Source organism: Rhizorhapis sp. (assembly GCF_035276005.1).
Taxonomy (GTDB): Bacteria; Pseudomonadota; Alphaproteobacteria; order Sphingomonadales; family Sphingomonadaceae; genus Rhizorhapis.
In genome coordinates this window covers 55,866-68,099 of the sequence record NZ_DATEMB010000035.1, presented here as the reverse complement: position 1 = coordinate 68,099, position 12,234 = coordinate 55,866, and the positions used below count along the sequence as shown (strand labels likewise).

At 60.8% G+C, this 12,234-nt stretch carries 11 protein-coding genes and 1 tRNA gene; 4 read left to right on the top strand and 8 right to left on the bottom strand.

What is annotated here, in order from left to right; all coding sequences use genetic code 11:
* Window positions 1-87 precede the first annotated feature (87 nt).
* The 3 genes from VJS46_RS08385 to VJS46_RS08375 are packed head-to-tail and all read left to right on the top strand — an operon-like array spanning window position 88 to window position 3,031.
* Window positions 88-1,098: an efflux RND transporter periplasmic adaptor subunit gene (locus VJS46_RS08385; protein WP_324059437.1), complete on the top strand. Its 1,011-nt coding sequence runs from the start codon at window positions 88-90 to the stop codon at window positions 1,096-1,098.
* Window positions 1,095-2,345 (top strand): ABC transporter permease, encoded by a 1,251-nt coding sequence (locus tag VJS46_RS08380; protein ID WP_324059435.1) that lies wholly within the window; start codon window positions 1,095-1,097, stop codon window positions 2,343-2,345. Before VJS46_RS08385 ends, VJS46_RS08380 begins: the two co-directional genes overlap by 4 nt.
* Window positions 2,342-3,031 (top strand): ABC transporter ATP-binding protein, encoded by a 690-nt coding sequence (locus VJS46_RS08375; RefSeq protein ID WP_324059433.1) that lies wholly within the window; start codon window positions 2,342-2,344, stop codon window positions 3,029-3,031. The genes VJS46_RS08380 and VJS46_RS08375 overlap by 4 nt, the downstream gene beginning before the upstream one ends.
* A gap of 33 nt (window positions 3,032-3,064) precedes the next feature.
* Here VJS46_RS08375 and fixJ read toward each other — a convergent pair whose 3' ends face one another.
* The 4 genes from fixJ to VJS46_RS08355 form a co-directional block, all read right to left on the bottom strand.
* Entirely contained in the window at window positions 3,065-3,718 is a 654-nt protein-coding gene (fixJ, locus tag VJS46_RS08370) for a response regulator FixJ (RefSeq protein WP_324059432.1), read from the bottom strand.
* Between the two features lie 61 nt (window positions 3,719-3,779).
* Window positions 3,780-4,592 carry a universal stress protein gene (locus VJS46_RS08365; protein WP_324059430.1) on the bottom strand — a complete coding sequence of 271 codons (813 nt, stop codon included), beginning with the start codon at window positions 4,590-4,592 and terminating at the stop codon, window positions 3,780-3,782.
* Window positions 4,593-4,717: 125 nt separating this feature from the next.
* Entirely contained in the window at window positions 4,718-7,366 is a 2,649-nt protein-coding gene (alaS, locus tag VJS46_RS08360; protein WP_324059428.1) for an alanine--tRNA ligase, read from the bottom strand.
* 134 nt (window positions 7,367-7,500) lie between these two features.
* Window positions 7,501-8,127, bottom strand: coding sequence for a glutathione S-transferase family protein (locus tag VJS46_RS08355; protein ID WP_324059426.1), 627 nt, complete (start codon window positions 8,125-8,127; stop codon window positions 7,501-7,503).
* A 151-nt stretch (window positions 8,128-8,278) separates the two neighbouring features.
* On the opposite strand from VJS46_RS08355, the gene VJS46_RS08350 reads away from it, so the two are divergent.
* Entirely contained in the window at window positions 8,279-8,422 is a 144-nt protein-coding gene (locus tag VJS46_RS08350; RefSeq protein ID WP_324059425.1) for a hypothetical protein, read from the top strand.
* Window positions 8,423-8,493: 71 nt separating this feature from the next.
* Here VJS46_RS08350 and VJS46_RS08345 read toward each other — a convergent pair whose 3' ends face one another.
* From VJS46_RS08345 to ppdK, 4 genes are all read right to left on the bottom strand, one after another.
* Entirely contained in the window at window positions 8,494-8,703 is a 210-nt protein-coding gene (locus VJS46_RS08345; protein ID WP_324059423.1) for a dodecin, read from the bottom strand.
* A 300-nt stretch (window positions 8,704-9,003) separates the two neighbouring features.
* Window positions 9,004-9,177, bottom strand: coding sequence for a hypothetical protein (locus VJS46_RS08340; protein WP_324059421.1), 174 nt, complete (start codon window positions 9,175-9,177; stop codon window positions 9,004-9,006).
* 147 nt (window positions 9,178-9,324) lie between these two features.
* Window positions 9,325-9,401: transfer RNA gene (locus VJS46_RS08335), tRNA-Arg, on the bottom strand.
* A 69-nt stretch (window positions 9,402-9,470) separates the two neighbouring features.
* Complete coding sequence (gene ppdK, locus VJS46_RS08330) at window positions 9,471-12,137, bottom strand: pyruvate, phosphate dikinase (RefSeq protein ID WP_324059418.1); 2,667 nt, start codon at window positions 12,135-12,137, stop codon at window positions 9,471-9,473.
* Window positions 12,138-12,234 lie beyond the last annotated feature (97 nt).

Genomic DNA, 12,234 nt, shown 5'->3' with positions numbered 1-12,234 from the left:
GAGGTGTATCCCCTTTTTCCGCAAAACTGTTCCCGCACGGCAATCGGGTGTATCCCTTTGAGCAACAGGGCAAACAGGATGGGGCGGATGAGGGCACGGCCGGGTTGGAAATGGATCGGGTTTGCGGGAGCTGTCTTGATTTTGCTGGGCGGCTATCTCCTCTGGACAGGCCGGCCTCGCGAGATGGAGATTGTCAGGTCAAGGACCGGAACCGCCGTCGATCTGGTCTATGCCACGGGGTTTGTGGAACCAGAGCAGCCTGTCAGCGTCGCCGCCAGAGTAACCGCCCCTGTGGTGGACGTGCTGGTCCATGAGGGCCAGCATGTCAGGCGCGGGCAGCCGCTCGTCAGCCTCGCCGATGAGGAACAGCAAGCCTCTATCCGCCAGGCGCGAGCCGAACGGATCAGGGCAGCGCGGGATGAGGCGCGGATATTGGCACTCTACCGTCAAGGCTGGGTGACTCGGGCAGCGCGCGATCAGGCGGTAGCGGCCGCTGATGCCGCCATGGCAGCGGAGCAGACCTTCGCGGCGCGCCGCGGCCAATATGTGCTGCGCGCGGGCATAAGCGGCATTGTGCTCAAGCGGGATGTGGAGCCTGGCGATCTGGCTACGCCTAGCCGCGTACTGATGACATTGGGCGACCCGGCCCACGTCCGCGTCACAGCGACGGTGGACGAGAGGGATGTGCCCCGCATCCGGCCGGGACAGCCTGCCCTCATGTCAACGGAAGCTTTTCCTGGGCGCATCATCCGGGGCCGGGTGCGAGAGATCACCCCCGGCGGCGATCCCACCGAGAGAGCCTTCCGCGCGCGGCTTTTCCTCGATGAGGCACCGGCGCTTCCGCTCGGATTGACGCTGGAAGTGAACATTATCACCAGACGCACGCCCCATGCAGTGCTCGTTCCTGCATCCGCGCTTGCCGGAAACCATATCTGGACCGTGAAGGATGGCCGGGCGCATTCCCGTCGCGTGAAGACCGGCACCGTTGGTGCGGAGGAGGTCCAGATCCTGAATGGCCTTCGCGCAGGAGAGACGGTGATAGTCGACCCGCCCCAGGACCTTGAAGAAGGGGAGAAGGTCAGGGCTAAAAACCAATGACCGGCTCGCCTCTCCTGCTGCTTGACATTGCCTTTCACCATCTTGCCGGGCGCAGACGGCAGACGATCGTGGCCGTCAGCGGCGTGGCCATTGGAGTGGGTTTCTTCCTCGCCGTTTCAGCCTTGATGATGGGCAGTCAGCGCGACTTCATAAAAACATTGGTGGACGCCGCTCCGCACATCATCATCTCCGACGAACTGCGCAGTCCACCGCCCCAGCCCGGAATCCTGGCATTTCGGAAGGGTGCTGTAGAGCTGCACGGGTTCAAGGTGCGGAATGAAGCAAGGGGCCTCAAGGACTGGCAGGAAATCCTGCAGGCTGTCGACGCCATGCCGGGCGCGATCGGTTCCCCGAGCCTGACGGGAGGCGTGACGCTGCGCGTGGGTGGGCGTGAGGAGCCGCTGTCCATCATAGGCATAGAACCGGAAATCGAAAGCAGGATCAGCGACATAGAGGATAAACTTCGCGTTGGCCGTCTGCGGGATCTGGAAAGCACACAGGGCGGCGTCGTGCTGGGCGAAGACATGGCCCAGCGCCTTGGTGTTCGCATGGGCGATATAGTTGGCGCCACTTCCGCTTCGGGAGGAACGCGTTCTCTGCGCATCGTTGCACTGTTCAAGCGGGGACAGACCCAGATCGGCGCGTCCTCAGCCTATGTTCTCCTTCGCGAAGCACAGTCGATGCTTGCAAGGCCATTCATTATCAACCGGATAGGCATCAGGCTTGATGATCCCTATCAAGCCCAAGAGGTCGCCAGCCGCCTGGAAAAGCAATTTTCCTATAAGGCGGAAAGCTGGCAGGAGCGGTCCAGCGATTTCCTCTCGCTGCTCGTGACCCGCAACGTCATCATGTATAGCGTCGTGTCCGCCATTTTGCTGGTCGCGAGCTTCGGCATCTACACCGTCGTGTCGAACAGCGTAGCGGACAAGCGGCGCGATATTGCAATCATGCGCTCCATGGGCTTTTCGCTTGCCGATCTGCAGTTCATCTTCATTTGCGAAGGACTGGCGCTCGCGCTGATCGGCATTGGTTTTGGCTGGCTGCTGGGCTTTGGGCTGATGCAGATATTGGGTTCAGTCGAATTCAGGATCAGCGGCGAGGGCGAATTTCTGCCGCTGGACCGCGGAAGCACCCAATATTTGATAGCTGGCGCGGCGTCCTTGTTCGCTGGAGTCATTGCCGCTTGGCTGCCCGCGCGCAAAGCGGCTCAAGTCGATCCCGTGGACATCCTGCGGGGGGCTGCATGACGGTCTTGATCGAGGCGCAGGATCTAACGCGCGTCCTGCCGGGCGAACCACCCGTGACACTCGTCCGGGATGTCAGTCTGGAGGTGGAGAAAGGCAGCTTTACAGCCATTGTCGGTCCGTCCGGCTGCGGCAAATCCTCACTGCTCTACCTGCTCGGACTTATTGATCGCCCGACCGAGGGGAAACTGTTGATCGCGGATCAGGACATGACGCCGCTTGATGGTGACGAGCGAGCGAAGGTCCGGCTGGAGCGGATCGGATTTGTTTTTCAGTTCCACTTCCTGCTGCCGGAATTCACGGCGCTGCAGAACGTCCTTTTGCCCATGCGAAAGCTGGGCCGGCTGGAGCGCAGCGCAGCGGAGGAGCGCGCGTTGCAATTGCTGGACGGCGTTGGCCTGAAGGACAAGGCGGCGAAGACTCCCGACCGCATGTCGGGTGGAGAACGGCAGCGCGTGGCGATTGCCCGCGCTCTCGCCAATGATCCCGCCATTATCCTGGGAGATGAGCCCACCGGCAATCTCGACAGCCAAAATTCCGAGCGGGTCGTTCAGATATTCAGGATGTTGGCCAAGGAGCAAGAGCGGGCGGTGCTTTGCGTGACGCACGACATGGATGTTGCCGCTGCCGCCGATGTGCGGATCAACATGCTGGATGGACGGATTGTGGGGGTAGAGCGGCAGAGGTGATTGGGCGGGACGACGGACAAATCGGCGATCACTTCACCCGCGCTCGGCCAGATTCGTTTCATCATTTCCCGATTCGTCGAAAAGCCGGGCCGTAAAGGCTATCCGCAGCGCTTCGGAAAGGCTTTGCACGCCAAGCTTCTGCATCAGATTGGCGCGGTGGATTTCGACCGTTCGGGGACTGATCCCGAGATCATAGGCGATAGTTTTGTTGGGCAGACCATCCACCATGCCCTTTAGCACATCGCGTTCCCGCGGTGTCAGAATGTTCAGACGCGCCCGCGCATCTTCGCAGCGCGCGTCAAGCAAATTGTCCGCCTCCAGCCTCTGACGGGCCGAATCCAAAGCGCCCAGCAAGACGTCCTTCTCAAACGGCTTTTCAATGAAATCGCTGGCGCCTGCCTTCATGGCACGTACGGCCATGTCGACGTCGCCATGGCCGGTCATGATGATGACGGGCAGCATGACGCCAGCCTCGCGAAGCCGTTGCTGCACCTCCATGCCGTCCATGTCGGGCATACGAACATCGAGCAGAATGCAGCCCCGTTCCAGCTTGGAAAGGCTGCTTAGAAATTCCTTGCCGGAGCCGTAGAGAGTGGTGGCATAGCCGCTGGTTCTGAGCAGAAAGGAGATAGAGCGGCGGATTGCCTCGTCATCGTCAACAACATGCACTAACGGCTTGTCGGTCATAGCTTGCCTCCTGCTGGAAGCAGCTTAACTTATTTCGATGCAATCTCAACGCGCTTTGGACCTAATGCGCCAATAGCAACGGCACCTTGCATTCGGCCATCAGATATTTGGTCACGCCACCGAACAGCGTTTCGCGGAGGCGGCTGCGTCCATAGGCGCCCATGACAAGATAGGAACCGCCAAGTTCCTCTATCGCCTTCACGATCGTCTCTTCGACCGTACGGCCGGCCCGCGCCCATTCATGAAGCTCCGACGCTATGCCATGCCGCGAAAGATAGGCGGAGGCGTCCGTTGCCGGAAAACCGCTATCATCCTCCTCAACGGTAAGGATGTTCACTTCCTGTGCCTGGGATAGCAGCGTGACCGCAGAGCGAAGCGCATGCGCAGCCTCATAGGAACCGTTCCAGGCGATGATAGCCCGGCCACAGCAGTCAAAGGAACTGAGCTTTGGCGGCACCGCCAGCACCGCTCCCCGTGCGTGCACCGCGACATCGGCGGCAATGGGCAGCGGCGAACCGGGGTCCTTTGGCGCGGCCATGGTCCGGGTCAGGACCGTGACGTCCGCCAGACGGGAAACGCTCAGCATCGTCTGGACCAGGTCGCCATTATAATGCTGCCAGTCCCACGAAATGCCTTCCTTCGTGAGTCGCTCCTCGAATGTGGCTCTTTCCTCCGCTTCTTCTGCCCGTAGCTCCTGAAGATTGGCGGGCAGCACGAAGGAACCGCCGAATGGATCCATAGCAACATATTGCTGGATGGGTGTAACCTGGAGGCAGGTCAGGTGTCCCTCCTGAGCCCGGACAAGGTCAAGCGCAGCCTGTAGCCGTGATTCCTGTCCACTGTCGCGATTGATATGCAGCAGGACCGATTTCATCACTTTACTCCCCAGCATTCTGGCCGAAGGCCAGTCTAGGCGAGGGCGTAACAAGGGTAACTAAGCAATTATGCGTATGCAAGTTTTCAGGATCAGCATGGCACCTTTAGCAGTCAGCTAGCTCATTAGCCCGCCAGAGCGGCCTTCACAGCCTCAATCGCCGCAGCGGCCTTGGTGCCATCGGGGCCACCGCCTTGCGCCATGTCAGGACGGCCCCCACCGCCTTTGCCGCCAAGAGCTTCTACGCCAACGCGAACGAGGTCCACGGCGCTATGCCCCGCCGTCAGATCGTCCGTGACGCCAACCGCGATCGACGCGCGACCGTCAACCACGGCCACAAGGGCGCAGACGCCGCTGCCCAGTCTCTTCTTGTTCTGATCGATAAGGCCGCGAAGCTCCTTGGGGTCCAGGTCTTCAATGACCTGACCCAGAAAGTTCACATGGCCGACCTTCTCAGGACCTGCCGCCTCGGCACACGCGCCGCCGCCGCCAAGCGCGAGACTTTTCTTCGCCTCAGCCAGTTCGCGCTCGAGCTTCCGCCGTTCCTCAACCAGTGCGGCAATCCGGGCAGGCACTTCGTCGGGAGCAGTCTTGAGCGCTGCAGCGGCAGCCTTTAGCTTCTCCTCACGATCCGTAAGCCACAGGCGCGCAGCCTCGCCGGTCAGCGCCTCGATGCGGCGGACACCGCTGGAAACCGCCGATTCGCTCACAATCTTGAAGAGCGCGATGTCGCCAAGCGCGGAGACATGGGTGCCGCCGCACAATTCGACTGAATAATGCTTTTCAGTGGTCCGCCCCATGGAAAGGACACGAACTTCGTCGCCATATTTCTCGCCGAACAGCGCCATGGCGCCCGCCTCTATGGCGTCGTCCGGGGTCATGAGGCGCGTGGTAACGGATTCGTTCCCCCGGATCTGCGCGTTCACGTCGGCCTCGATATCCGCAATCTGTTTGGGCGTCAGGGCTTCAGGATGCGAGAAATCGAAGCGAAGGCGATCAGGTGCGACAAGGCTGCCCTTCTGGGTCACATGGCCACCCAGGCGTTCCCGCAGCGCCGCGTGCAGCAGATGTGTCGCACTGTGGTTTGCGCGGATGCGGTTGCGGCGCTCTACGTCGACGCTGAGATGCACTGTGTCGCCGACGGCGATCTTTCCAGCGGTGACCCTGGCCTGATGGGCATGGAGGCGTCCCAATGGCTTTGCTGTATCCGTTACCTCGGCGCCAAGGCCATCATTGGTGGAAATGCTGCCGGCATCCCCCATCTGGCCGCCACTTTCACCATAAAAGGGCGTTTGATTGGTGACGACGATCACCTCCTCACCCGCAGAGGCGGAATCGACAGCCGTTCCGTCCAGGACAAGGGCGACAACCTGCCCCTCCCCTTGGGTCGAAGTATAGCCGGTGAACTCTGTCGCGCCGCTGTTTTCAGCGATGTCGAACCAGATTTCATCCGATGCCTTTTCGCCCGATCCTTTCCACGCGGCACGGGCGGCGGCCTTCTGCTGCGCCATGGCAGCGTCAAAACCGGCCCGGTCCACCCCGAACGACTGAGCGCGCAGCGCATCTTCGGTAAGGTCATAGGGGAAGCCGTAGGTATCATAGAGCTTGAAGGCGGTTTCCCCCGGCAAGGTGTCGCCAGCCTTCATCCCTGCGGTGGCTTCGTCCAGGAGACGCAAGCCCTTTTCCAGCGTCTGGCGAAAGCGTGTTTCCTCGCGCAGCAGTGTTTCCTGAATGAGAGGCTGTGCGCGAATGAGTTCTGGATAGGCTCCGCCCATTTCGGCGACGAGGCCGCCGACCAGGCGGTGCATCAACGGTTCACTGGCACCAATGAGATGCGCATGGCGCATCGCGCGGCGCATGATGCGGCGCAGGACATAGCCCCTGCCCTCATTGGCCGGAAGCACCCCGTCCGCGATGAGGAAACCTGAGGAGCGGAGATGGTCCGCGATAACGCGGTGGCTCGCTTTGTGCTCGCCATCAATTGCCGTCTTCGTGAGCTCGGAGGACTCCTCGATCAGGGCGCGGAACGTGTCCGTGTCATAATTGTCATGGACGCCCTGCAGCACTGCCGCAATGCGCTCCAGGCCCATGCCAGTGTCGATGCTGGGCCTGGGCAGCGGCACACGATCGCCGCCCGGCTGCTGGTCGAACTGCATGAAGACCAGGTTCCAGATTTCGACGAAACGGTCGCCATCTTCTTCCGGACTACCCGGAGGGCCGCCATAGATATGCTCGCCATGGTCGTAGAAGATTTCGGAACAAGGACCGCACGGACCAGTGTCGCCCATCGACCAGAAATTATCGGACGTCGCAATGCGAATGATCCGCTCATCAGGCAGGCCTGCAATTTTCTTCCAATGGGCGAAAGCCTCATCGTCATCGTGATAGACCGTGACCGTCAGCCGGTCCGCGGGGATCGCCCATTCCTTCGTGATGAGCGTCCAGGCGTGGTGGATCGCCTGTTCCTTGAAATAATCGCCGAAGCTGAAATTGCCCAGCATCTCAAAGAAAGTGTGATGCCGCGCGGTATAGCCCACATTGTCGAGGTCATTATGCTTGCCGCCGGCCCGCACGCACTTCTGAGAAGAAGCCGCGGTGCTGTAGTCACGCTTTTCAAGGCCAGTGAAGACATTCTTGAACGGCACCATGCCCGCGTTCACGAACATGAGCGTCGGGTCGTTGTGGGGCACGAGCGGCGCGGATGCCACGGGAGTGTGCCCTTGCGACGCGAAATAGTCGAGGAAGGAGCGGCGGATGTCGTTGGTCGATGTCATGCGGGCGATTTAGGCGAGAGAAACCCGTCGCACAAGCATTACGGTTCAGCGTGCTTGTTGCGCCTGTCTTGCTGCCGCACCAAAGCGCAAGTTCAAATGGACAAGCATCGCTTTGCGCCTCCGCAAAGCACTGGTCACGCATAAGCATAAGGCCCGCCAGCCTTCAGCGCGGTACGGTAAGCCGGGCGAGCATGCATGCGGTCCAGCCAATCGATCAGCCTGGGCCGGGTGCGGTCAAGGCCAGCGCGGCTGCGGCTCAGTTCGAGCGGAAAGCTCATTACAATATCGGCGGCCGTGAACTGGTCGCCAGCGAAATAGGGCCTTTCGACCAACTCTGATTCCAGCCAGTCCAGATGTTCGTCCAGCATTCCCTGGACCGTCTTCTTGGCTGGCCTGCCGAGCAGCCCCAAACGCCCGACCACCAGCAGCGCCATCAGCGGCGGCATCATAGAGCCTTCGGCATAATGCAGGAATTGGCGGTATCGAAGTATGGTTTCCCTGTGAGGAGGAGGCCCCAGCTTTCCGTCCGCCTTCTCCACCAGATATTCCACTATGGCTCCCGTTTCGGTGATGATGTGCGAACCATCCTCTATGACCGGCGAACGGCCCAGCGGATGCACTTCGCGCAGGGATGAGGGCGCCCGCATCGTATCGGGATCACGTTCATAGCGCTGAACCCGGTAAGGCATGTCCAATTCCTCCAGCAGCCACAATATGCGCTGGGATCGGCTATTTTCGAGATGATGGACGATGACAGTCATGAACCAGGCTCCTGAAAAGCCATTGGAAAGCGCGCCTGACATATCGGTGCCCCCGCAAAAAGCGCAAGAGCGAGCGCTGGATTTCGGAACCTGATCGTCGGAATGGTGGTTGAACTCTTGTCCCAATTCCGGGGCAAAGGAGGATGCCACGATGGCAAACAAGCAAGGCGGCGATCGGTCGCAACGCGATCAGGATACCCGCCGCAAGCAACAGCAGCAGGAAAACCGGCAAGGTCAAATGGGCCAGGAAAAGCGCCAACAAGACCGTAAGCCCGGTTCTGACCAGCAACGCTGACAATAAAGACAACTGGGAAGGGGCCGATTTCCGGCCCCTTTTCGTTGCAGGCATGGCGGACACAAAGGCGTCTATTCTTCCAATGTGAAGCCGACCTTCAATGTGACCTGGAACTGCTCAACCCGGCCCTCCTTCACATGGCCGGTTGTCTTCACAATCTCAAACCATCCAAGGTTTCGTAGCGAACGGCTGGCGCGTTCCATGGCCCTGCGGACCGCATCATCAATACTTTCGGATGAGGTCCCGACGATCTCGGTGACTTTGAAGATATGCTCTTGCATCTGAAACTCCCTCGGCCAGTGACGGAGAGGCGGCAAGCATAGCACAGGAAGCACTGCAGGGCTCTGACTATCTGGAAAATGGCAATTTGGGCGTACTCAAAGGGAGATTTTTGTACGACTCGAGCAGCCGTGCTATACAGATTCAGTCTTGCCAGGGACCCCTCACCGGGAATGACCGGAGAGAGGGAGCCGGATTCACAAATCCGGAATGTCCAGGACAAGGTAGAGCGCGTCCCCCGACCTGTGAGCCAGCTATTCTGGTGAAAGGTTCGAGGGACGCGTTTTGATTCCGTCTGATTTTCAGGCGGTGCGGCTCACGCGCTGATCCAGGAAAATCCTGGCGCCGGTCGGTTCGGTGATGACTACATCTTGCCTGCCCCGGCGAAGCAATCCCTTTGCCACCGCGATAGCCTCCTGATGCGATGCGGCGCAGACCGTTGTTGTGCCGCAGTCCTTGAATCTGATCCTGTACATAGCCCTTCCCAGCACTCTTCCCAAGGCCGGGAGTTTTCAGTGGCTTCGAGCAGCCGTCATTGATCGAGATCAAACTGGTGCAAGGATGACATGGCAGCAGCACGCCAATCTGTGCTGCGACTGCTTTTATCCATGTCTGGAGGAAAATGGCGCGCCCGGAACGATTCGAACGTCCGACCCTCAGATTCGTAGTCTGATGCTCTATCCAGCTGAGCTACGGGCGCTTGGGAGTGCCGCAGATAGGCGGGGGCGCCGGTTCTGGCAACCCCCTTTTTGCGGTTCTTCAGGAAATTTTATCCCCGTGCCTTGAGCGCCGCCTGCGCTGCCGCAAGACGGGCAATCGGAACGCGGTAGGGAGAGGCGGAGACATAGTCGAGGCCTGTCGCTTCGCAGAAGGCGATAGAGGCCGGATCGCCCCCATGCTCCCCGCAAATGCCCAGCTTGATACCGCTGCGCGTGGCCCTGCCCCGCTCCGCAGCAAGTTCAATGAGCTGCCCCACGCCTTCAATGTCCAGGCTGACGAACGGGTCGCGCGGGAAAATGCCCTTGTCGACATATTGCGTCAGGAACCGCCCGGCATCGTCACGGCTGATGCCGATGGTGGTCTGGGTAAGGTCATTGGTGCCGAAGGAGAAAAATTCGCCCACTTCGGCAATTTCGCCCGCCTTCAGAGCGGCCCGGGGGAGCTCGATCATCGTGCCGACGAGATATTCGACCTTCCGTCCCTTTTCCGCGAACACGGCTTCAGCGGCCCGGTCCACGACATCCTTCATCAGTTCCAGTTCCTTGCGCGTGGCGACGAGCGGAATCATGACCTCTGGAATGGGCGCCTCACCCGATTCGATGGCGACATCGATCGCCGCCTCGAAAATGGCGCGGGCCTGCATTTCGTAGATTTCCGGGTAGGTGACGCCGAGGCGGCAACCGCGATGGCCGAGCATGGGATTGAACTCATGCAGTTCGGCCGCACGGCGCTTGAGCGCTTCAACGCCCACTCCGGCTGCCTCGGCAACTTCCGCGAACTCCGTCTCGCCATGGGGGAGGAATTCATGAAGCGGCGGGTCGAGCAGGCGGATGGTGACCGGCAGGCCAGCCATCACGCGGAAGATTTCGGTGAAGTCGCTGCGCTGTTCGGGGAGCAGCTTGGCAAGCGCCTCCCGCCTGCCCTTTTCGGTGTCGGCCAGGATCATCTGGCGGACGGCGGTGATGCGGGCGGCGTCGAAGAACATATGCTCGGTACGGCAAAGGCCGACGCCTTCCGCCCCGAACTCCCGCGCCGTGCGGCAGTCGAGCGGGGTTTCGGCGTTCGCGCGCACCTTCAGACGGCGGACCTTGTCGGCCCATTCCATAAGCTTGCCGAAGTCTCCGGCCAGCTCCGGCTGAACTGTCGGCACTTCGCCCGCCATGACCTCACCCGTCGTACCGTCGATGGTGATGGTGTCACCCTCCACCAGCTTGCGGCCGCCGACATTGAGGACGCCGCTACGTGCATCGATGGAGAGGCTGCCAGCGCCAGAAACGCAGGGGCGGCCCATGCCGCGCGCCACCACGGCGGCATGTGACGTCATGCCGCCACGAGCGGTCAGGATGCCCTTGGCCGCATGCATGCCGTGAATATCCTCGGGGCTCGTCTCGATGCGGACGAGGATGACCGCCTCGCCCAGTTCGGCCCGGCGTTCGGCGGCGTCGGCGTCAAAGACGATGATGCCGCTGGCAGCTCCCGGAGACGCCGGCAGACCCTTGGTCAGAACATCGCGCGGGGCGTTGGGGTCGAGCGTCGGGTGGAGAAGCTGGTCGAGCGCTGCAGGATCAACGCGGGCGATCGCCTCTTCCTGAGTGATGAGGTCCTCATTGGCCATGTCCACCGCGATCTTGAGCGCGGCCTTGGCGGTGCGCTTGCCCGAACGGGTCTGGAGCATCCAGAGCTTACCCTGCTGCACCGTGAACTCGATGTCCTGCATGTCCCGGTAATGGGTTTCCAGGATCTGGAAGACCTTGGCGAGTTCGGCATAGGTTTCGGGCATCGCTTCTTCCATGGAGAGCGCCTTCGCCCCTGCCCGCTCGCGCGCTTCCCGGGTCAGATATTGCGGCGTGCGGATACCCGCCACCACATCCTCGCCCTGCGCGTTGATGAGGAATTCGCCATAATAGCAATTCTCGCCGGTTGCGGGATCGCGGGTGAAGGCAACGCCGGTCGCCGAGGTGTCGCCCATATTGCCGAACACCATCGCCTGCACATTGACCGCCGTGCCCCATTCGCCGGGAATGTTGTTCAGGCGGCGATAAACCTTGGCGCGCTCCGACTGCCAGCTACCGAAAACGGCGCTGATCGCGCCCCAGAGCTGGTCATTCACTTCCTGCGGGAAAGGCTTTTCCCATTGGTCGGCAACGATCGCCTTATACTCGGCGACCAGCGCCTTCCAATGTTCAGCCCCCATCTCAGTATCAAGCGCGAAGCCATTATTTTCCTTGGCGATTTCCAGCGCTTCCTCAAATGCGCCATGGTCGAGGCCGAGGACCACGTCGGAATACATCTGGATGAAGCGGCGGTAGCTGTCCCAGGCGAAGCGCTCGTCGCCCGAGGCAGCGGCAAGGCCGAGAACGGTTTCATCATTGAGGCCGAGATTGAGGACCGTGTCCATCATCCCCGGCATGGAAACGCGCGCGCCCGAGCGGACGGAGACCAACAGCGGATCGGCAGGATTGCCGAAGGTCTTGCCAGTGATGCCCTCAATATGCGCGATCCCCAGCTTCACTTCCTCATAGAGGCTCTCGGGATAGGTTTCCCCATCGGTATAATAGCGCGTGCACATTTCGGTCGTGATCGTGAAGCCCGGGGGCACCGGCAGACCGATGGAGGCCATGCCATCCAGGTTCGCGCCCTTGCCGCCAAGCAAGTTCCTGTCGCCGTTCCCGCCATCGGAAACATTGCCGCCGAACCTGTACACATATTTGGTCATTCTGCTCTCATCCTGCACTGATGATCGGGATTGCCCCCGAAGTTCACACCGTCGCCGGGTCAATGACATGGGCCAAAAATCCCCGTTTGCTTCGAGC

Excerpts from the sequence above, each read along its gene's own strand:
- VJS46_RS08375 (WP_324059433.1), top strand. The coding sequence starts at position 2,342 with ATGACGGTCTTGATCGAGGCGCAGGATCTAACGCGCGTCCTGCCGGGC.
- VJS46_RS08345 (WP_324059423.1), bottom strand. The coding sequence starts at position 8,703 with ATGCAAGAGCATATCTTCAAAGTCACCGAGATCGTCGGGACCTCATCC.
- VJS46_RS08365 (WP_324059430.1), bottom strand. The coding sequence starts at position 4,592 with ATGAAATCGGTCCTGCTGCATATCAATCGCGACAGTGGACAGGAATCA.
- fixJ (WP_324059432.1), bottom strand. The coding sequence starts at position 3,718 with ATGACCGACAAGCCGTTAGTGCATGTTGTTGACGATGACGAGGCAATC.
- ppdK (WP_324059418.1), bottom strand. The coding sequence starts at position 12,137 with ATGACCAAATATGTGTACAGGTTCGGCGGCAATGTTTCCGATGGCGGG.
- alaS (WP_324059428.1), bottom strand. The coding sequence starts at position 7,366 with ATGACATCGACCAACGACATCCGCCGCTCCTTCCTCGACTATTTCGCG.
- VJS46_RS08350 (WP_324059425.1), top strand. The coding sequence starts at position 8,279 with ATGGCAAACAAGCAAGGCGGCGATCGGTCGCAACGCGATCAGGATACC.
- VJS46_RS08355 (WP_324059426.1), bottom strand. The coding sequence starts at position 8,127 with ATGACTGTCATCGTCCATCATCTCGAAAATAGCCGATCCCAGCGCATA.
- VJS46_RS08385 (WP_324059437.1), top strand. The coding sequence starts at position 88 with ATGAGGGCACGGCCGGGTTGGAAATGGATCGGGTTTGCGGGAGCTGTC.
- VJS46_RS08340 (WP_324059421.1), bottom strand. The coding sequence starts at position 9,177 with ATGTACAGGATCAGATTCAAGGACTGCGGCACAACAACGGTCTGCGCC.
- VJS46_RS08380 (WP_324059435.1), top strand. The coding sequence starts at position 1,095 with ATGACCGGCTCGCCTCTCCTGCTGCTTGACATTGCCTTTCACCATCTT.